The sequence below is a fragment of the Streptomyces sp. CG 926 genome (assembly GCF_003148825.1).
Lineage (GTDB): Bacteria > Actinomycetota > Actinomycetes > Streptomycetales > Streptomycetaceae > Streptomyces.
Genome location: NZ_QGGZ01000011.1, coordinates 163,544 through 181,831, shown reverse-complemented (window position 1 = coordinate 181,831; position 18,288 = coordinate 163,544). Strand labels below are relative to the sequence as shown.

Annotated in this window: 19 protein-coding genes; 5 read left to right on the top strand and 14 right to left on the bottom strand. The window is 73.1% G+C overall.

Annotation, left to right across the window (positions count from 1 at the left end):
* Positions 1–66: 66 nt before the first annotated feature.
* From BCL76_RS27905 to hsaA, 5 genes are all read right to left on the bottom strand, one after another.
* The gene (locus BCL76_RS27905; protein WP_109782305.1) at positions 67–1,728 is read right to left on the bottom strand and encodes an FAD-dependent oxidoreductase; all 1,662 of its coding nucleotides are present in this window, start codon (positions 1,726–1,728) and stop codon (positions 67–69) included.
* 32 nt (positions 1,729–1,760) lie between these two features.
* The gene (locus BCL76_RS27900) at positions 1,761–2,321 is read right to left on the bottom strand and encodes a flavin reductase family protein (protein WP_258309936.1); all 561 of its coding nucleotides are present in this window, start codon (positions 2,319–2,321) and stop codon (positions 1,761–1,763) included.
* Positions 2,309–3,223 (bottom strand): VOC family protein, encoded by a 915-nt coding sequence (locus BCL76_RS27895; protein ID WP_109782152.1) that lies wholly within the window; start codon positions 3,221–3,223, stop codon positions 2,309–2,311. The genes BCL76_RS27900 and BCL76_RS27895 overlap by 13 nt, the downstream gene beginning before the upstream one ends.
* A gap of 85 nt (positions 3,224–3,308) precedes the next feature.
* Positions 3,309–4,169: a 4,5:9,10-diseco-3-hydroxy-5,9,17-trioxoandrosta-1(10),2-diene-4-oate hydrolase gene (gene hsaD / locus BCL76_RS27890; RefSeq protein WP_109782151.1), complete on the bottom strand. Its 861-nt coding sequence runs from the start codon at positions 4,167–4,169 to the stop codon at positions 3,309–3,311.
* Positions 4,169–5,338 (bottom strand): 3-hydroxy-9,10-secoandrosta-1,3,5(10)-triene-9,17-dione monooxygenase oxygenase subunit, encoded by a 1,170-nt coding sequence (gene hsaA, locus BCL76_RS27885; protein WP_109782150.1) that lies wholly within the window; start codon positions 5,336–5,338, stop codon positions 4,169–4,171. Before hsaA ends, hsaD begins: the two co-directional genes overlap by 1 nt.
* 241 nt (positions 5,339–5,579) lie before the next feature.
* Between hsaA and BCL76_RS27880 the strand changes: the two genes are divergently transcribed.
* On the top strand, positions 5,580–6,458 hold the full coding sequence (locus tag BCL76_RS27880) for an IclR family transcriptional regulator (protein ID WP_258309935.1): 879 nt from the start codon (positions 5,580–5,582) through the stop codon (positions 6,456–6,458).
* Between the two features lie 86 nt (positions 6,459–6,544).
* Here BCL76_RS27880 and BCL76_RS27875 read toward each other — a convergent pair whose 3' ends face one another.
* From BCL76_RS27875 to BCL76_RS27835, 9 genes are all read right to left on the bottom strand, one after another.
* Positions 6,545–7,651: a ferredoxin--NADP reductase gene (locus tag BCL76_RS27875; protein WP_109782149.1), complete on the bottom strand. Its 1,107-nt coding sequence runs from the start codon at positions 7,649–7,651 to the stop codon at positions 6,545–6,547.
* A complete protein-coding gene (locus BCL76_RS27870; protein WP_109782148.1) occupies positions 7,644–7,919 on the bottom strand; it encodes a hypothetical protein in 276 nt (91 codons plus the stop codon). The genes BCL76_RS27875 and BCL76_RS27870 overlap by 8 nt, the downstream gene beginning before the upstream one ends.
* Positions 7,919–9,097: a Rieske 2Fe-2S domain-containing protein gene (locus BCL76_RS27865; RefSeq protein WP_109782147.1), complete on the bottom strand. Its 1,179-nt coding sequence runs from the start codon at positions 9,095–9,097 to the stop codon at positions 7,919–7,921. Before BCL76_RS27865 ends, BCL76_RS27870 begins: the two co-directional genes overlap by 1 nt.
* Before the next feature lie 43 nt (positions 9,098–9,140).
* Positions 9,141–10,181 (bottom strand): 4-hydroxy-2-oxovalerate aldolase, encoded by a 1,041-nt coding sequence (gene dmpG, locus BCL76_RS27860; protein ID WP_109782146.1) that lies wholly within the window; start codon positions 10,179–10,181, stop codon positions 9,141–9,143.
* Positions 10,178–11,095 (bottom strand): acetaldehyde dehydrogenase (acetylating), encoded by a 918-nt coding sequence (locus tag BCL76_RS27855; protein ID WP_109782145.1) that lies wholly within the window; start codon positions 11,093–11,095, stop codon positions 10,178–10,180. The genes dmpG and BCL76_RS27855 overlap by 4 nt, the downstream gene beginning before the upstream one ends.
* A gap of 50 nt (positions 11,096–11,145) precedes the next feature.
* Complete coding sequence (locus tag BCL76_RS27850; RefSeq protein WP_109782144.1) at positions 11,146–11,949, bottom strand: 2-keto-4-pentenoate hydratase; 804 nt, start codon at positions 11,947–11,949, stop codon at positions 11,146–11,148.
* Between the two features lie 596 nt (positions 11,950–12,545).
* Positions 12,546–12,983 carry a VOC family protein gene (locus BCL76_RS27845; RefSeq protein WP_030773925.1) on the bottom strand — a complete coding sequence of 146 codons (438 nt, stop codon included), beginning with the start codon at positions 12,981–12,983 and terminating at the stop codon, positions 12,546–12,548.
* Between the two features lie 66 nt (positions 12,984–13,049).
* A complete protein-coding gene (locus tag BCL76_RS27840; protein ID WP_109782143.1) occupies positions 13,050–13,961 on the bottom strand; it encodes an SDR family oxidoreductase in 912 nt (303 codons plus the stop codon).
* Position 13,962: 1 nt separating this feature from the next.
* Positions 13,963–14,727: an SDR family oxidoreductase gene (locus tag BCL76_RS27835; RefSeq protein WP_109782142.1), complete on the bottom strand. Its 765-nt coding sequence runs from the start codon at positions 14,725–14,727 to the stop codon at positions 13,963–13,965.
* Between the two features lie 56 nt (positions 14,728–14,783).
* Here BCL76_RS27835 and BCL76_RS27830 point away from each other — a divergent pair, with 56 nt between their 5' ends.
* Genes BCL76_RS27830 through BCL76_RS27815 form a run of 4 tightly spaced genes read left to right on the top strand, consistent with a single transcriptional unit; the run spans position 14,784 to position 18,283 of the window.
* The gene (locus BCL76_RS27830; protein ID WP_109782141.1) at positions 14,784–15,533 is read left to right on the top strand and encodes an enoyl-CoA hydratase family protein; all 750 of its coding nucleotides are present in this window, start codon (positions 14,784–14,786) and stop codon (positions 15,531–15,533) included.
* Entirely contained in the window at positions 15,530–16,390 is an 861-nt protein-coding gene (locus BCL76_RS27825; RefSeq protein ID WP_109782140.1) for a CoA transferase subunit A, read from the top strand. Before BCL76_RS27830 ends, BCL76_RS27825 begins: the two co-directional genes overlap by 4 nt.
* Complete coding sequence (locus BCL76_RS27820) at positions 16,387–17,142, top strand: CoA-transferase subunit beta (protein ID WP_109782139.1); 756 nt, start codon at positions 16,387–16,389, stop codon at positions 17,140–17,142. The genes BCL76_RS27825 and BCL76_RS27820 overlap by 4 nt, the downstream gene beginning before the upstream one ends.
* A gap of 22 nt (positions 17,143–17,164) precedes the next feature.
* A complete protein-coding gene (locus BCL76_RS27815; RefSeq protein WP_258309952.1) occupies positions 17,165–18,283 on the top strand; it encodes an NAD(P)H-dependent flavin oxidoreductase in 1,119 nt (372 codons plus the stop codon).
* Positions 18,284–18,288 lie beyond the last annotated feature (5 nt).

Below are 18,288 nucleotides of genomic sequence, written 5' to 3'. Positions count from 1 at the left end.
CGGGGGCGGCGGGCGGTGCGAGCCCGCCGCCCCGACGCCCGCGCCGCCCCGGCGCCCCCGTAGCGCTCAGCCGAGCCCGGCGGCGATGGCGTTGACCGCCGCCCAGCTGAAGGCCATGGCCGGGCCGATGGTCGCGCCCGGGCCGGGGTAGGTCTCCCCCATCACCGCCGCCGAGCAGTTGCCGGAGGCGTAGAGGCCGGGGATCGGCCCGCCGTCCTCGCGGAGCACCCGGCCGTCCCCGTCCGTGACCAGGCCGCCCTTGGTGCCGATGTCCCCCGGGTGCACGGGGACCGCGTAGAAGGGGCCCTTGTCGATCGGCGCGAGGTTCGGGTTCGCCAGGGTCGGGTCGCCGTAGTAGCGGTCGTAGACGCTGTTCCCGCGCCCGAAGTCCTCGTCCACGCCCCGGTCGGCGTGCCCGTTGAACCGGTCGATCGCGGCGGGCAGGCCGGGCGCCCCGATCAACCGGGCCAACTCCTCCACCGTGTCCGCCTTCTTCAGGAAGCCGCTCTCCGACCACCGCTTCGGGAAGGGCTGTCCGGGGAAGAGCCCGGCGAAGAGGTACCGGGCCTTGGAGCGGGCGTCGAGGATCAGCCAGGACGGTACGGTCCGCGCCTCGGGCCGGTCGGCGGCGTACATCCGGTCCACGAACGCGTGGTAGGGCAGGGCCTCGTCGGCGTACCGCTCGCCCGCCCCGTCGACGATGACCATCCCCGGGATGCCCCGGTCGGCGACGAGGAAGAACGGCCTCTCCCCCGGCGGGCACACCGAGGGCGCGCCCCACACCCGGTCCAGCAGGTCGGTGGCGGCGCCCAGTTCCTCGCCGCACCGCAGGGCGTCGCCGGTCTGCCCTTCCGAGGCGTGCGTCCAGGCCGTGGACGTGGGGTGCGGCAGGTGCTTCTCGCGCAGGGCCTGGTCGTGCGAGAAACCGCCCGAGGCCAGCACCACCCCGCCCCGGGCGGCCACGGTCACCTCTCGGCCGGCCCGGGTGATCCGTACGCCCGTGACCCGGCCCGCCGCGTCCGTGACCAGCCCGGTCAGCGGGGCCGACAGCCACAGGTCCCCGCCGAGCCGGTCCAGCGAGAGCCGCATCCGGGCGATCAGCGCCTCGCCGAGGGAGAGCAGCGTGCGACCGGTGACCAGTGCCCCGACCGCCCGCGCCCCGACCTTGAGCGAGGTCCTGCGGCCCGCCCAGGTCCGGCCGACCATGTTCAGGAAGCGGAAGTCGTAGGAGGTCATGGTCAGTCCGTACGTGGGCAGGCCCGCCCGGCGCATGGTGCGGCCCGCCTTCCCCAGCCGCTTCAGGTCCACGATGCACGGTTCGATCGAGCGGCCCTGCGCCATGCCGCCCTGGGCCTCGGGGAAGTAGTCCGGATAGCCGGGGGTGTACATGAAGCGGATCTCGGTGCGTTCGTGGAACTCCTCGACCATGCGCGGCCCGTGGGCGAGGTACGCGTCCTTGCGGGCGGCCGGGACCCGGTCGCCGACGGTGGCGTCGAGGTAGGCGCGGGCCTTGTCGTAGGTGTCGGCGAGGCCGGCGCGGTCGAGGTGGAGGTTGCCGGGGACCCATATCGCGCCGCCGGACAGGGCGGTGGAGCCGCCGTACTTGTCGGTCTTCTCGACCACCAGGACGGTCAGGCCGCGCAGGCGGGCGGTGACGGCGGCGGCGAGTCCGGCGGCGCCGGAGCCGACGACCACCACGTCGTAGGTGAGGTCACGGTCACTGGTCACAGGTACGGGTACGGTCACGGGTACGGGCACGGTCACTCGAAGGCTCCGGTGGCGTAGGCGCTGCGGAAGTACAGCAGGGGCGATCCCTCGTCGCGGGCGGCCAGGGCCAGGACCCGGGCGGTGACCAGGTAGTGGTCCCCGGCCTCGTGGACGGTGTCGAGGGCGCAGTCGAGGGTGGCGAGCGCTCCGCGGATGTGGACGGCGCCGCCCGGCGACGGCTCCCACGGCACCCCGTCGAACTTCTCCGCGCCCTGCCGCGGGCCCGGCCGCCCGAGGGCCTCGCACACCGCGCGTTGCTCCTCGGCGAGGATGCTGACCCCGAACCGGCCGCCCACCTCGCGTACGGCGGGCCAGCTGGCGGAGGACCGGCCGACGCAGAGCATGACCAGCGGCGGGTCCAGGGAGAGGGAGGCGAAGGACTGGCAGGCCAGGCCCGCCGGGCGGCCGTCGGCGCCGGCGGCCGCGACGACGGTGATGCCGGAGGCGAAGGTGCCGAGGACCTCCCGGAGAGCGGCCGGGTCCACGGAGGTCCCCGCGGTGTCCGTGGGCCCCGCGGTCCCCGTCGTCCCGGCGGTCGCGGTCAGCCGTTCCACCGGTGGCCCCAGAAGCTGTCCGCGGTGATCTCCTTCGTGGTCCAGGTGGCGGGGTCGACGACGAGCCCGTCCCAGCCGTACTCGACCTGGAAACCGCCGGGGGCCTGCGCGTAGAAGGAGACCATGCGGTCGTTGGAGTGCCGGCCGAGGGTGGAGGCGATGGGGATGCCCGCCCGGTCCATCCGGTCCAGGCAGTGGCCGACGTCGTCGAGGGTCTCCAGTTCGACCATGAAGTGGACGATGCCGGGTGGCAGCGCGCCCGGGTAGAGGCCGAGGCTGTGGTGACGGCGGTTGGGGCTGAGGAAGTGCATCCGGTAGGAGTCCTGGCCGGGCCGGCCGGTGGGTACGGCCACCGGGGGCAGGCGCATCGAGTCGCGCGGCTGGAAGCCGAGGACGTTCTCGTAGAAGTCGAGGGTGGCCTCGGTGTCGGGGGCGGGCAGGACGACGTGGCCGAGGCCGAGGCCCTCGCCGGCAGGGGTGGCGGTCACGAAGCGGTTCCCGTACGGGGCGGCGAGCGGGCTGTGGTCCTGGGCCTGGCCCCAGTAGATCTCCAGCGGATTGCCGCTGGGGTCCTCGCAGTGGATCAGGCCCTGGACGCGCCGGTCGGCGAGGGTGGCGGCGTCGCCGGGCCCGGCGGGGTGTCCGGCGGCCTCCAGTGCGGCGGCCACCTCCGCCAGGGCCTTGGCGCCGGCGACCTCGAAGCCGGCGGCGAGCAGCCGGTCCTGGCTGCCGGAGACGAACTGGAAGCGGTGCATGCGGTCGTCGATGCGCACGTTCAGGCAGGTGTCCGTGCTGCCCTCGGCCACGGTCATGCCGAGGATGTCCAGGACGTACGTGCGCCAGGCGGGCAGGTCGGCGGTCTCGATGCGGAGGTAGCCGAGTGCGCGGATGTCCGGTGCCATGGGTGTCCTCAGTTCTGGAGGAGCTCCGGGGAGCCCCGCGCTCGGTGCGGGAGGGCTCCCCGGAGGCGGGGTTCACAGGCGGGGTTCAGTGGGTGAAGAAGTCCGCGGCGAGGCGGTTGAAGTCGTCGAAGGCCTCGGTCTGCGCCCAGTGGCCGCAGTGCGGGAAGACGTGCAGGCGGGCGTCGGGGATGGCCTTGAGGGCGAGCAGTGCCCCGTCGAGGGGGTTGACGCGGTCCTCACGGCCCCAGGTGAGCAGGGTCGGGTGGCCGATGCGGTGGGCCTCGCGCCAGAGCAGGGTGTCCTGCTGCCAGGCCGGGTTGGCGAAGGAGGCGCCCATGCGGGCGTTGCCGAGCCGGGCGTCCGGGTCGATGGCCCGGGTGTAGCGCTCCTCGACGAGTTCGTCGGTGACGAGCGCGGGGTCGTGGACGAGTGTCGTGAGGAAGGCGCGCATCTGCTCGCGGGTGGGTTCGGGGTCGGCGGCGAAGGCGAAGAGGCGCCGGATGCCTTCGGTGGGGTCGGCCGAGAAGAGGTTGACCGAGATTCCGCCGGGGCCCATGAGCAGCAGCTTGTCGACCTTGGCCGGGTGGTTCAGGGACATCCGGACGGCGGTGCCGCCGCCGAGGGAGTTGCCGATGAAGTGGGCCTTTTCGATGCCGAGTTCGTCCATGAGGGCGGCGATCGCGGCGGCGCTGAAGCTGAAGTAGTCGCGGTCGGGTTCGGGCTTGTCGGAACGGCCGTAGCAGGGCTGGTCGACGAGCAGGGTGCGGAACCGCTCGGCGAAGAACGGCAGGTTGGGGCCGAAGTTGGACCAGGCGCAGGCGCCGGGGCCGCCGCCGTGGAGCAGGATGAGGACGGGGGCGTCGGGGTGGTCCGGGCCCGCCTCGTGGAAGTGGAGGCGCAGGTCCGCGGCCTTGGCCGTGCGTGAGGTGCTCTCGTAAGTGATCATCACAACATCGTGTCCTGGATGTCGAGGCCGAGCGCACCCTGGCCGAAGAGGACCAGTGCTCGTTCGGGGTCGTTGGCGGCGTGGCCGCGCCCGGTGTGGACGTCGCGCCAGGCTCGCTGGACGCGGTCGGGGCCGGTGCGCATGGCGCTGCCGCCGGCGTTCTCCATGAGGAGGTCGACGGCCGCGACGCAGCGTTCGGTGGCGAGGACCTGGTCGCGGCGGACCCGGGTGCGCAGGGTCGTGGGGAGTTCGGCGCCGCGTTCGGCGAGGGCGTAGAGCTCGTCGATGTTGCGGCGGAGTTGGAGCCAGGAGGCGTCGATGTCGCCCGCGGCGCGGGCGATGCGGACCTGGGCGAAGGGGTCCTCGGCGACCTGTTGGCCGTAGGAGACGCGCAGTCGGTGGCGGGTGGCCTCGACGTAGCCCTCGTAGGCACCCTCGGCGATCCCGACGATGGGGGTCGAGATGGTGGTGGTGAAGACGGAGGCGTACGGGAGCCGGTAGAGCGGCTCGGGGTTGACCGCGTGGCCGGGCACCTGGAGGGCGGTGACGGGGCCGAAGCTCAGGGCGCGGTGCTCGGGGACGAACACCTCGTCGAGGGTGATGTCGTTGGAGCCGGAGCCGCGCAGGCCTACGGTGTCCCAGACCTCGTCGATGCGCAGGTCGGCGCGCGGGACGAGGAAGGTCCGCATGTCCACGGGCCGGCCCTCGGGGTCGGTGACGAGCCCGCCGAGCAGGGCCCAGTCGGTGTGGTCGCAGCCGGAGGAGAAGTGCCAGCGGCCGCTGAGGGTGAAGCCGGCGTCGACTTGGGTGACCTTGCCGGTGGGGGCGTAGGAGGAGCAGATGCGGGTGTCCGGGTCCTGGCCCCAGACCTCCTGCTGGGCGCGGGGGTCGAAGAGCGCGACGTGCCAGGGGTGGACGCCGACGACGGAGGCGACCCAGCCGGTGGAGCCGCAGGCCCGGGCGATCTCCTTGACGGCCGTGTAGAAGAGCGTGGGGTTCGCGGCGTGTCCGCCGTACGCTCTGGGCTGGAGGAGGCGGAAGAATCCGGTGTCCGCCAGCTCCTTGATGCTCGCCTCGGGGACCTTGCGCCGGTCCTCCGCCTCGGCGGCCCGCTCGCGCAGGGCCGGTGCGAGGGCGCGGACTGCGTCGAGGACGTCTTCGTCGCTCATGGTGTCCCTTTCTCGGGGTCGGCGGATTCGAGGTGCGGTGAACGTACGTCGGGGGCTCGGGGGCGTGGAACGCGTCGTTCCCGCTGAGTGGGAAGGCGGTCGGGGCCCTGGTCCGGGTCCTCGATCCGGTCCGGTCGAGCTACCCGGAGTATTACTGATTAAAATATGTGCTTCCCGTGCCTTCCCTCCGCCCGGACGCCCGTGGCAGGGTCGCCCCAACGCCTCACGCAGGGGGTTCCTCGTGCTCGACCAGGTCATGGAGACCGAGCTCGCACCGCTGTCGTTGCTGGAGAAGGCCGCGTTGGTGCTGGGCGCCTTCGAAGGTCCGCAGCCACGTCTGTCGCTCACCGAGGTCGTGCGCCGCTCGGGCATCCCGCGCTCCTCCGCGCACCGGATCCTCGACCAGTTGGTGCGGTTGCGCTGGCTGGACCGTGAGGGCCGGGACTACCGGATGGGCATGCGCATGCTGGAACTCGGCGCGCTGGCCTCCCACCACAACCGGCTGCGCCGGGCCGCCCTCCCCCTGTTGCACGCCCTGCACGAGCAGACCGGGCAACCGGTGCACCTGTCGGTGCTGGACGGCGCGGAGGTGGTCTGGCTGGAGCGGATCGGCGGCTCGGAGGCCACCACCGTGCCCTCGCGGGTCGGCGGCCGGATGCCCGCGTACTGCACAGCGGCCGGCAAGGCGATGCTCGCCTTCGGTGAACCGGGCGCGCTGGAACACGTCCTCGCGCAGGGGCTGCGGCCGCGCACGGCCCGGACGCTGACCAGGCCGAACGCACTGCGCGCGGAACTGGCCGCCGTCCGCGAGCGCGGGGTGGCCCACGACCGGGAGGAGAGTTTCCGCGGCATCAACTGCGTGGCGGCTCCCCTGCGCGGCGCGGGCCGGGCCGTGGCCGCGATCTCGGTGTCCTCCTGCCGAGCGGAGCGCGAACTGGTCCGGCTGGGACCGGCCGTACTGGCCTGCGCGCGGGCCGTGTGGCGCGAGCTCTACGGTCCGGGGCGCGCCGGACGGGTCGGCCGGCCGGCGGCCGCACGGCCCGAGGACCCGCGGCCGGCGGTCTCGGAACAGGAAATGGACAACATGATGGGCTGGTTGCGGTTCAGCGAGTGGATGTAGCGGGTAGTCATAGACCATCGCACCGATGAAGACTCGGGCCCGACCCCTCGCCAGGGGGCCGGGCCCGCTTCCGTGTCACGCGGTTTTCAGCCCTCGTAGGTGATGCGCACCCGGTCGGCGCCGAGCCGCAGCGCCTGGCAGGCCAGGATGTAGCCCTCGGCGAGGTCCACCTCGTCCAGGACCTCGTTGCGCGCCATCTCCACCTCCCCCTCGACGATCCGGCAGCAGCAGGCGCTGCAGGCGCCCTCCCGGCAGGAGTACGGAGCCGGGAGTCCGGCGGCGAGCAGGGCGTCGAGCAGTGGGGTACCGGCCGCCCAGGGCACGGTGTGCACGGTCCCGTCGAGCTGTACTTCCGCGATGGCCCGCTCCGTGGCGGGCTCGTCGGGACCCGGTTCGGCGGGGCGTGGGGCGCCGGGGCGTGGGGCGGCGGGACCCGGTTCGCCGGCCGCGAAGACGTCCGCGCCCAGCGAGAAGTACCGCTCGCGGTGGATCTCGCGCGGCGCGGCCCCGGCCCGGCGCAGCGCCGCCTCGGCGGCGTCCATGAACGGGCCGGGCCCGCACAGATAGGCCTCGCGGCTCGCGTACGGGGCCAACAGCGGCCCGAGCAGCGCGGCCGTCGGCAGCCCTTGGAGGCTCTCCAGCCAGTGCACGACGGCCAGCCGCCCCGGATGCGCCTCGGCCAGCCCCCACAGCTCGTCCCGGAAGATCACCGACTCGGCGTCCCGGTTGGCGTACACCAGGGTGACCCGGCCCCGGCCCGCGGCCAGGGCCGACTTGGCGAGGGAGAGCACCGGGGTGATCCCGCTGCCGCCCGCCATCAGCAGGAGGTCCCGGTCCAGGCCGCCGGGGCCCGGGGTGAAGGTACCCGCGGGCGGCAGGACCTCCAGCTCGTCCCCCGCGGCCACCTCCTCGCAGATCCAGCCGGAGCCGAGCCCGCCGGGCACCCGCTTGACGGTGATCCGCATCGGCTCCCCGGTGTGCGGGGAGCTCGCCAGGGAGTAGCAGCGGGCCGCGCCGCCCGGGATCCGGACGGTGAGGAACTGGCCCGGGCGGTACGGGAGTTCCGCGTCCAGGACGAGGGAGACCGCGTCGGGGGTCTCCTGGACGCGTTTCCCGACCCGGACCCGCAGCCCGATGGTGGCTCCGCCCGGCGGCGCGGCCGTGTCGTGTTCCCGGAGCCGACTGTCAGGCATCGGCGGGTACCTCCAGGGTGCCCTCCCGGACGGCGTCCTCGATGCTCGCCCGCAGCTGCGGGCAGGAACGGACGCGGGCGCTGAGCTCGCCGGCGGCGACCCGGGCAGCGATGCGCGGGCAGCGCGTGGCGGCGTCGCCGGTCCACTGGATCTGGGTGTGGGCGGGGCTGAACTTCTCGCAGAGCACCCGGTTCCCGCACTCCCGGCAGGTGACGGGCGATCCGGTGGACGTCCGGTGTCCGGTGCCCGGCCGGTGTCCGGCACCCATCAGGCGCCCTGTTCCTGCGCCTGGGCCTCTTGGGCCTGGGCCTGGGCACGGCGGGCCAGGTTGTCGGCGACCTCGGCCCGCCAGGCGGCGGTGGCCCGGGTGGTGTCGATCTCGAACTCGAAGCGCCGGACCATCTCGTCCTCGACGTCGGCGGCATCCACGTAGAACTGCTGGTACCAGCGGCGGAGTTGGTAGACGGGGCCGTCCTCCTCGGTGAGGAGGGGGTTGTCGATGCGCGTCTTGCTCTGCCAGATCTCGACGTCCTGTTCGAAGCCGACGGCAAGGCCCTCGGAGGTCAGGCGGGCGGCGTCGGCGGCCTGGGCGTCCGTCATGCCGGGGAGCTTCTTGACGATCGCCCCGTACATGAGCATGAAGCTGTTCTCGTCGATCGGGTAGTGGCAGTTGATGAGGACGGATTCGAGTTCCACACCGCCGCCGACATCGCTCCACAGCTTGTCGATCATGTACGAGGGGCCGTAGTAGGAGGCGTCGGAGCGCAGGCCGCCGCCGGTGGAGAGGGTGCCGAGGTCGACGTCGCCGCGCGGGGTGGATTCCATGTACTGGGTGGCGACGTGCCCGTCGAAGACGTTCTTGAAGTAGTGCGGGAAGGCGTAGTGCACGTAGTAGAAGTGGGCCATGTCCACGACGTTGTCGACTATCTCGCGGCAGTTGGAGTTCTCCACGCGCAGGAAGTTCCAGCTCCAGTCGCTCCAGTCGGGGCTGCCCACCCCCTCGATGTGCGGGACGGTCACGTCGGCGGGGGGCGGGTTGCCCTCGGGGTCGTGCCAGACGTAGAGCTGGCCGTTGCGCTCCAGGGTGGTCCAGGCGCGGGTCCGGGCCCGGGGCGGGACGCGGCGGGCGTAGGGGATGGCGGCGCAGCGGCCGTTGCCGGACCAGCGCCAGTCGTGGAAGGGGCAGGCCAGGGTGTCGCCCTTGACGGTGCCGTGGGCGAGGTTGCCGCCCATGTGGGGACAGTAGGCGTTCAGGACGTGCAGTTCGCCCGTGTCCTCGCCGCGGAAGACGACGAGGCGGGTCCCGAAGGCCTCGACCTCGTGCGGGGCGCCGTCCTGGAAGGTGCGGGCGAGTCCCAGGCAGTGCCAGCCGCGGGCGAAGCGGGCCGGTGCGGGGGCCGCCTCGATGACGCGGGGTCCTTCGTCGACTTCGGTCGGTGCGGTCATGGGACCCTCCACTTCGTTGGGGTGAGAGCGGTGCGGGTGCGGCTCATGTGCCGGTGGGGACGGGCGCGGCGGCCAGTTCGACGGCGATGTCGATGAGCTGGTCCTCCTGCCCGCCGACGAGCCGGCGTTCGCCCGCGCGCAGCAGGATGTGCGCGCCGGACACCCCGTAGCGCTCGGCCAGCCGGTCGGCGTGCTTCAGGAAGCTGGAGTAGACCCCGGTATGGCCCATCAGCAGGGCCATCCGGTCGAGCGTGCACTCCTCGTCCATGACGGGCCGGACCACGTCCTCGGCCGCGTCGATGACGGCGAGGACGTCGATGCCCGTGCGGATGCCCATCTTCTGGCAGACGGCGGCGAAGGCCTCGACGGGCGTGTTGCCGGCGCCCGCGCCGAGCCGCCGGGTGGAGCCGTCGATCTGGAGCGCCCCGGCCCGTACGGCGGCGACCGAATTGCCGACGCCCAGGCCGAGGTTCTCGTGGCCGTGGAAGCCGACCTGCGCGTGGTCGCCGAGCTCGGCGACGAGGGCCGCGACGCGGTCGGTGACCTCGTCCATGACCATGGCGCCGGCGGAGTCCACGACGTACACGCACTGGCAGCCGGCGTCGGCCATGATCCGGGCCTGGCGGGCGAGGTTCTCGGGGGTGGTGGAGTGGGCCATCATCAGGAAGCCGACGGTCTCCAGGCCCATCTCGCGGGCGAGCCCGAAGTGCTGGACGGAGATGTCCGCCTCGGTGCAGTGGGTGGCGATCCGGCAGATCTCGCCGCCGCCGGCGTGGGCCGCGCGGATGTCGTCCTTCACGCCCAGTCCCGGCAGCATCAGGAAGGCGATCTTCGCGTTCCGGGCGGTATCGGCGGCGATCTTGATGAGCTCCTGCTCGGGGGTCTTGGAGAAGCCGTAGTTGAAGGAGGAGCCACCGAGGCCGTCCCCGTGGGCCACCTCGATGACGGGGACACCGGCGGCGTCGAGGGCGGCGACGATCGACCGTACGTCCTCGCCGGTGAACCGGTGGCGCTTGGCGTGCGAGCCGTCGCGCAGCGAGGAGTCGGTGACGCGGATGTCGAGGGTGTCGGAGTAGGTCGTCACGCGGTGATCCCCTTAGCGAACTCCTCGCCGACCTTGGTGGCGGCGGCGGTCATGATGTCGAGGTTTCCGGCGTACGGGGGCAGGTAGTCGCCCGCGCCCTCCACCTCCAGGAAGATCGCGACGCGGGCCGTCCCGCCGTTCGCCTCGGAGGGTCCGTCGAACTGCGGCTCGGCGCGCAGCCGGTAGCCGGGTACGTACGAGGCCACTTCCGCGGCGATCCGGTGGACGGAGGCGGTGATGGCCTGGTGGTCGGCGTCCGGGGGGATCGCGCAGAAGACGGTGTCGCGCATGACGACGGGCCCCGTGGCGCCGGCCGCGGACGTCTCGGTGGCGGGGTTGAGGATGATGATCGCCTTGCCGCGGTCGGCGCCGCCGATCTCCTCGATGCCGCGGGCGGTGGTGCGGGTGAACTCGTCGATGTTGGCGCGGGTGCCGGGGCCGGCGGAGACGGAGGCGACCGACGCGACGATCTCGGCGTAGGCGACGGGGACCACCCGGGTGACGGCGTACACCATGGGGATGGTGGCCTGCCCGCCGCAGGTGATCATGTTGACGTTGGACCGGTCCAGGTGGGCGGTCAGGTTCGCGGGCGGTACGACGGCGGGGCCGACGGCGGCCGGGGTCAGGTCGACGGCCTTGATGCCGAGTTCGGCGTAGCGCGGGGCGTTGGCACGGTGCACGTAGGCCGAGGTGGCCTCGAAGACCAGGTCGGGCAGTTCGGCCCGGCCGAGCAGGTGGTCGACGCCGTGGTGGGAGGCGTCGAGTCCGGCGCGGCGGGCCCGGGCGAGGCCTTCGCTGTCGGGGTCGACCCCGATCATCCAGCGGGGCTCGATGTACGGGGAGCGCAGGAGCTTGTGGAGCAGGTCGGTGCCGATGTTGCCGGAGCCGACGATGGCGGCGGTCGCTTTCTTCATGCTGGGCCCCCTGGGGCGTCGGTCGGTCGGGCTGTCGGTCGATCGGTCGGTCAGGAGAAGGTGAGGGACACCGGGCCGAGCCCGGTGAAGTCGGCGGTGTAGGTGCGTCCGGCGGTCACGTCCACGGCGCGGGTGCACGAGCCGGGCAGGACGAGGTGGCCCTTGCGCAGCGGGACGCCGAAGCGGGCGACGGTGCGGGCCAACCAGGCGACGGCGGTGGCGGGATCGCCGAGTACGGCGTCGCTGCGGCCGGTGGCGAGGGTCCGGCCGGGAGCGTCGGGGGCCGGGCCGCGCTCGTGGAGGCTGACGTCGACGGCCTTCAGGTCGAGTTCGCGCGGGTCGCGGCCTTCCCCGATGACGTAGCCGGCGGAGGAGGCGTTGTCGGCGATGGTGTCGGCGAGGGAGATCCGCCAGTCGGCGATGCGGCTGTCGATCAACTCCAGGGCGGGGACGACCCGTTCCGTGGCGGCCAGGACATCGGCCTCGGTACAGCCTTCGCCGGGCAGGTCCGCGCCGAGGACGAAGCCGACCTCGACCTCGATGCGGGGCGCGCAGTACGCGGTGACGTCGACGGGCGTGTCCTCGCGCAGTTCCATGCCGTCGAGGAGGTGGCCGTAGTCGGGTTCGTCGACGCCCATCATGGCCTGCATCACGGGGGACGACAGGCCGACCTTGTGCCCGGTGACGACGGCGCCCTCGGCGCGGCGGCGGCGGATGCCCAGGAGCTGGATCTCGTACGCGTCCTGCGCGCCGATGCCTTCGTACCGCTCGGTCAGCGGCCGTACGGGGGCTCGCCGGCGCTCGGCCTCGTACAGGATCTCGGCGGCCTCGCGCCGGTGCCGGTCGCTGAGCATGGGGTCCTCCCGGCTGCGGTGGTGTGTGGTGCCGCAGACGGTAGGCGGGGGGCGGGCGCGGGCGGGAGGCCGTGTTCCCGCTGAGCGGGAAAGCCTGCCGGGCCGCGGGGGGGTGCGTGGCACCGCCCGACCGCCCGCCTACCCCAGGGGCGGTGATCCCGACTCCGCCAGGCTCCGACCCGACCCGGGCGCGGGAATTGCGGAGCGCGTGCCCGACCCGACTCAGCTCGGCCCGGGCGCGGCTCGGCCAGGCGCGGGCGCGGCTCGGCCCGGGCGCGGGCTGCGGTTGCGCGGGCCCGGCTCAGTCGCGGGGCGGCTGCACGCCTGGCCCTACCCTGCCTGCCCTGCCCTGCCCTGCTCGGACTCGGCCCGGACTCGGCCCGGGCCCGGCTCCGCTCAGCTCGGGCGCGCGCCTGGCCCGGGCCGGTGATCCCGACTCCGCCAGGCTCCGACCCGGCCCGGGCTCGGGTGCGGTGGTGCCGGGGCTCTGGCCGGCCGCCGGGCCCGGGCCGGTGATTCCGGCTCGGGCCCGGCTCCGGCTCGGCTCCGGCTCGGCTCCGGTCCGGTGGGCGGGCCTCGGCGGGCAGGGGCGGCGTTCAGGCCTCCGTGCCTGCCTCGTCCAGCAGGTTCAGCTGCCAGGAGACGCCGAAGCGGTCGTTCACCCAGCCGAACCGGGCACTGAACCCGTAGGAGCCCAGCGGCATCAGCTCCGTGCCCTGCTCGGCGAGGGCTCCGTAGAGGCGTTCGATCTCGGCCGCGCTGTCGCACTGGACGTAGAGCGACACGGCGGGCGTGAAGCCGAACTCGTGCTTGACCGAACTGTCGATGCACATCAGCGTCTGCCCGGCCAGGGAGAAGGAGGCGTGGCGCACCTTGCCCTCCTCGCCGCCCCCGGCGTCGTCGGCGCCGTAGCGGCTGATGCCCAGTACCTCGGCGTCGTCGAACAGCGAGAGGTAGAAGGTCATCGCCTCCTCCGCCCGCCCTTCGAACATCAGAAACGTGGTGATCTTCTGCGGGCTCGGTGTGATGGCCATCGCTGAGTCCTGTCCCTCTCGTTCGCATCCCGGTCCTGCCGGTGCTCCGGGACCAGCACCCTAGGCCTACCGCGCCCCGTACACCGGCAGCGGTGCCTGCGCCGCCGCGAGGAGTTTCACGGCGGCCTCCCCCGCCTCCGCCGGGGTCCACCGCGCGCCCCGGTCCGCCGTGGGGCCCGGCCGCCAGCCTTCCATGACGGTGATCCGGCCGCCTTCCGCCTCGAAGACCCGGCCCGTGACCCCCGCCGAGGCGTCCGCGCCCAGCCACACCACCAGCGGGGAGACGTTCTCGGGGGCCATCGCGTCGAAGCCGCCGGCCTCGGGGGCGGCCATGGTCTCGGCGAAGGTCCCCTCCGTCATCCGGGTCCGGGCCGCCGGGGCGATCGCGTTGACCTGGACGCCGTAGGGGCCCATCTCCTGCGCCGCGACCAGGGTGAGGCCGAGGATCCCGGCCTTGGCGGCGCTGTAGTTGCCCTGGCCGACGGAGCCCAGCAGGCCGGCCCCGGAGGAGGTGTTGACCGCCCGGGCCGCGACCGGCCGGCCCGCCTTCGCCTCCGCCCGCCACCACGCGGCCGCCGCCCGCAGCGGCAGGAAGTGGCCCTTCAGGTGGACCCGCATGACGGCGTCCCAGTCGTCCTCGTCGAGGTTGACCAGCATGCGGTCCCGCAGGAACCCCGCGTTGTTGACGAGGGTGTCGAGGCGGCCGAAGCCGTCCACGGCCGCCGCCACCAGCGAGGCCGCTCCCTCGGAGGTGGCGATGTCCCCGCCGTGCGCGAGGGCCTGCCCGCCCAGTGCCTCGATCTCGGCGACCACCTGCGCGGCCGGGCTGTCCGGCCCCGGCAGCCCGTCGAGCCCGACCCCGAGGTCGTTGACGACGACCTTCGCCCCTTCCGCCGCGAAGGCCAGGGCATGGGCGCGCCCCAGCCCCCGCCCCGCGCCCGTCACGATCACGACCCGGCCCTCGCACAGTCCCGCCATCTCAGTTCTCCTTGTTGACAGTTGCCGCATCCAAGAACGCCGGGCGCTCCCCGCCCCCGTGCACGAGCAGGCTCGCCCCGCTCACGTACGCCGCCCGGTCCGAGGCCAGGAACACGGCCGCCTCCCCCACGTCCGAGGGTTCGGCCAGGCGCCCCAGCGGGACGGTGGCGCCGACCGCAGCGATGCCGGCCTCGTCGCCGTAGTGCAGGTGGGACAGTTCCGTCCGCACCATGCCGAGGACCACCGAGTTGACCCGTACGTCGGGGGCCCATTCGACGGCCATGGACCGGGCCAGGTTCTCCAGCCCCGCCTTGGCGGCGCCGTAGGCGGCCGTGCCGGGTGAGGGGCGGGTCCCGCTGACGCTGCCGATCATGACCACCGAGCCCCGGGCCTCGCGCAGCCAGGGGTAGGCCGCGAGAGAGGCGGCCAGCGGGGCGAGCAGGTTGAGTTCGACCACCCGTGCGTGGCGCTGTGCCTCGCCCTCGCCCAGCAGCCGGTACGGTGTGCCGCCCGCGTTGTTGACCAGGCAGTCGAGTCGTCCGTACCGGCTCGCGACCGCGCCGAAGAGGTCCTGGACGGCGGCGGGGTCGCGCAGGTCGACCGGGGTGAAGGTGGCCTTCCGGCCGTCCGCCGACACCGTCTCCTGCGGGGGTCGCCGGGCGCAGACGACCACGTCCGCGCCGGCCGCGAGGAACGACCGGGCGATTCCGGCGCCGACGCCCCGGGTTCCTCCGGTGACGACGACAACCCTCCCGTCGAGCTCCATAGGCTGCTACCTTCCTCACCTAACAAATGTTTGGTGGAAAGGTAGCTGATCCGCTCATGGGTGTCTCCACCTCAAGCCCCGACAAGGGCATCGCACTCGTCACAGTCGACTTCCCACCCGTCAACGCGCTGCCGGTGCAGGGCTGGTACGACCTCGCCGACGCCCTGCGGGCGGCCGGCCGCGACCCCGAGATCCGGTGCGTCGTGCTCGCCGCCGAGGGCCGCGGCTTCAACGCCGGCGTCGACATCAAGGAGATGCAGCGCGACACCGGGCACACCGCCCTCGTCGGCGCCAACCGGGGCTGCTACGAGGCCTTCGCCGCGGTCTACGAGTGCGAGGTGCCGGTGGTGGCGGCCGTGAACGGGTTCTGTCTGGGCGGCGGCATCGGGCTCGTCGGCAACGCCGACGTGATCGTCGCTTCCGAGGACGCCACCTTCGGGCTGCCCGAGCTGGACCGGGGCGCGCTCGGCGCCGCCACCCACCTGGCCCGGCTGGTCCCGCAGCACCTGATGCGCGCGCTGTACTACACCTCGCGCACCGCGACCGCCGCCGAACTGCACGCCCACGGCTCGGTCTGGCGGGTGGTGCCGCGCGCGGAGCTGCGCGCCACCGCCCTGGAACTGGCCGCCGAGATGGCGAAGAAGGACGGCTACCTGATCCGGCTGGCGAAGGCGGCCATCAACGGGATCGACCCCGTGGACGTGCGCCGCAGCTACCGCTTCGAGCAGGGCTTCACCTTCGAGGCCAACCTCAGCGGGGTGGCCGACCGGGTCCGCGACACCTTCGGGAAGGGAGAGCGCGCATGACCGGCGCGACGGACAAGGTACTGACCCTCGACGAGGTGGTCGGCCGGCTGCGCAGCGGTATGACCATCGGCATCGGCGGCTGGGGGTCCCGGCGCAAGCCCATGGCCCTGGTGCGAGCGCTGCTCCGCTCCGAGATCACCGATCTGACGGTGATCTCCTACGGCGGCCCCGACGTCGGGCTGTTGGCCGCCGCCGGCCGGATCCGCAGGCTGGTGGCGCCCTTCGTCACCCTCGACTCGATCCCGCTGGAGCCCCACTTCCGGGCCGCCCGCGAGCGCGCCGCCTTCACCCTCACCGAGCTGGACGAGGCCATGTTCATGTGGGGCCTGCACGCCGCCGCCAACCGGCTCCCCTTCCTCCCCGTCCGGGCCGGCCTCGGCTCCGACGTGATGCGGGTCAACCCGGAGCTGCGTACGGTCACCTCCCCCTACGACGACGGCGAGGAGCTCGTCGCCGTCCCGGCCCTGCGCATGGACGCCGCGCTGGTCCACCTCAACCGCGCCGACCGCCTCGGCAACGCCCAGTACCTGGGCCCGGACCCGTACTTCGACGACCTGTTCTGCGAGGCCGCCGACGCCGCCTACGTCTCCTGCGAGCAGCTCGTCGAGACCGCCGAGCTCGCCAAGTCCGGCCCCCCGCAGTCCCTTCTCGTCAGCCGGCACTCCGTGACCGGGGTCGTGGAGACCCCGAACGGCGCGCACTTCACCTCCTGCGTCCCCGACCACGACCGCGACGAGGCATTCCAGAAGCTGTACGCGACCACCCCCTGGGACGAGTTCTCGGCGCGCTTCCTGTCCGGGGCGGGCGAGCACGACTACCAGCTGGCCGTCCGGACCTGGCACGAGGAGCAGCAGTGACGACCTCCGACACCACCACCGCCCCGCGCACCGTCTCCCGCGCCGAGTACTGCGTGATCGCCTGCGCCGAGGCCTGGCGCGACAACGGCGAGGTGCTGGCCAGCCCGATGGGCCTGATCCCCTCCTTCGGCGCCCGGCTGGCGAAGCGGACCTTCTCCCCCGACCTGTTGCTGACCGACGGCGAGGCGATGCTGGTCGGGCTGGACGGCACGGCCGAGGGGTGGCTCCCGTACCGGCGCCACCTGACGATGGTCACCGGCGGTCGGCGGCACGTGATGATGGGCGCCAGTCAGATCGACCGGTTCGGCAACCAGAACATCTCCTGCATCGGCGACTGGGAGCGGCCGACCCGCCAGCTCCTCGGGGTGCGCGGCGCGCCCGTGAACACGCTGAACAATCCGGTGAGTTACTGGGTGCCCAAGCATTCGAAGCGGGTGTTCGTCGAGCGCGTCGACATGGTCAGCGGGGTCGGCTACGACCGTGCGGAGGCCGCCGGGGTGACCCGCTTCCACCGGCTGCCCAGGGTGGTCAGCGATCTCGGGGTCTTCGACTTCGCCGGCCCCGGTCACTCGATGCGTCTGGCCTCCGTGCATCCGGGCGTCACCGTCGAGGACGTCCTGGCGGCGACGGGCTTCGAGCCGGCGGTCACCGGCGAGGTCCCCTTCACCCGTGAGCCGACGGCCGAGGAGCTGCGGCTGATCCGCGAGGTGATCGACCCCAAGGGGCTGCGCGACCGCGAAGTGCGGGTCTGAGGCGATGGGGAGGGCGATGACGATGCGGACGGCGTTCACCGAGCTGGTCGGGGTCGAGCACCCGCTCGTGCAGACGGGCATGGGCTGGGTCGCCGGGCCCCGCCTGGTGTCGGGCGCGGCCAACGCGGGGGCGCTGGGCATCCTGGCCTCGGCCACGATGACCCTGGACCAGTTGCGTTCGGCGGTCCACGAGGTGAAGTCCCGCACGCCGGAAGGGACGCCCTTCGGGGTCAACCTGCGGGCGGACGCGGGGGACGCGGCCGAGCGCGCCCAGCTGATCATCGACGAGGGGGTACGGGTCGCCTCGTTCGCGCTGGCGCCGTCGAAGGAGCTGATCGGGCGGCTCAAGGACGCGGGTGTGGTCGTCATCCCGTCGATCGGGGCCCGGCGGCACGCGGAGAAGGTGGCCGCCTGGGGGGCCGACGCGGTGATCGTGCAGGGCGGCGAGGGCGGCGGTCACACCGGGGACGTGGCCACGACGGTACTGCTGCCGCAGGTCGTGGACGCCGTGGACATCCCGGTGATCGCGGCGGGCGGCTTCAGCGACGGGCGCGGCCTGGTCGCGGCCCTGTCGTACGGGGCCGCGGGTATCGCCATGGGCACCCGGTTCCTGCTGACCTCGGACTCGACCGTCCCTGACGCGGTGAAGGCCGAGTACCTGAAGGCCACGGTCAAGGACGTCACCGTCACCACGGCCGTCGACGGGTTGCCGCACCGCATGCTCCGTACGGAGCTGGTCGACTCGCTGGAGCGGGCGGGCCGCACGCGGGCGCTGGTCCGGGCGGTGCGGCACGCGGCCGGCTTCCGGAAGCTGTCCGGGCTGAGCTGGTCGCAGATGGTCCGCGACGGCCTCGCGATGAAACACGGCAAGGACCTGTCCTGGAGCCAGGTCCTGCTCGCCGCGAACACCCCGATGCTCCTCAAGGCGTCCATGGTCGAGGGCCGTACGGATCTCGGCGTCATGGCATCGGGCCAGGTCGCGGGGGTGATCGACGATCTTCCGTCCTGTGCGGAGCTCGTCTCCCGCGTCATGGCCGAAGCACGACAGGCACTCGAATCACTCGAAGCATTCACCTCTCACGAATCACGCACATCGCTCGAAGTACCGCACTCGCTCCGCACCCTGCCACCACCAGGGTGATCCCC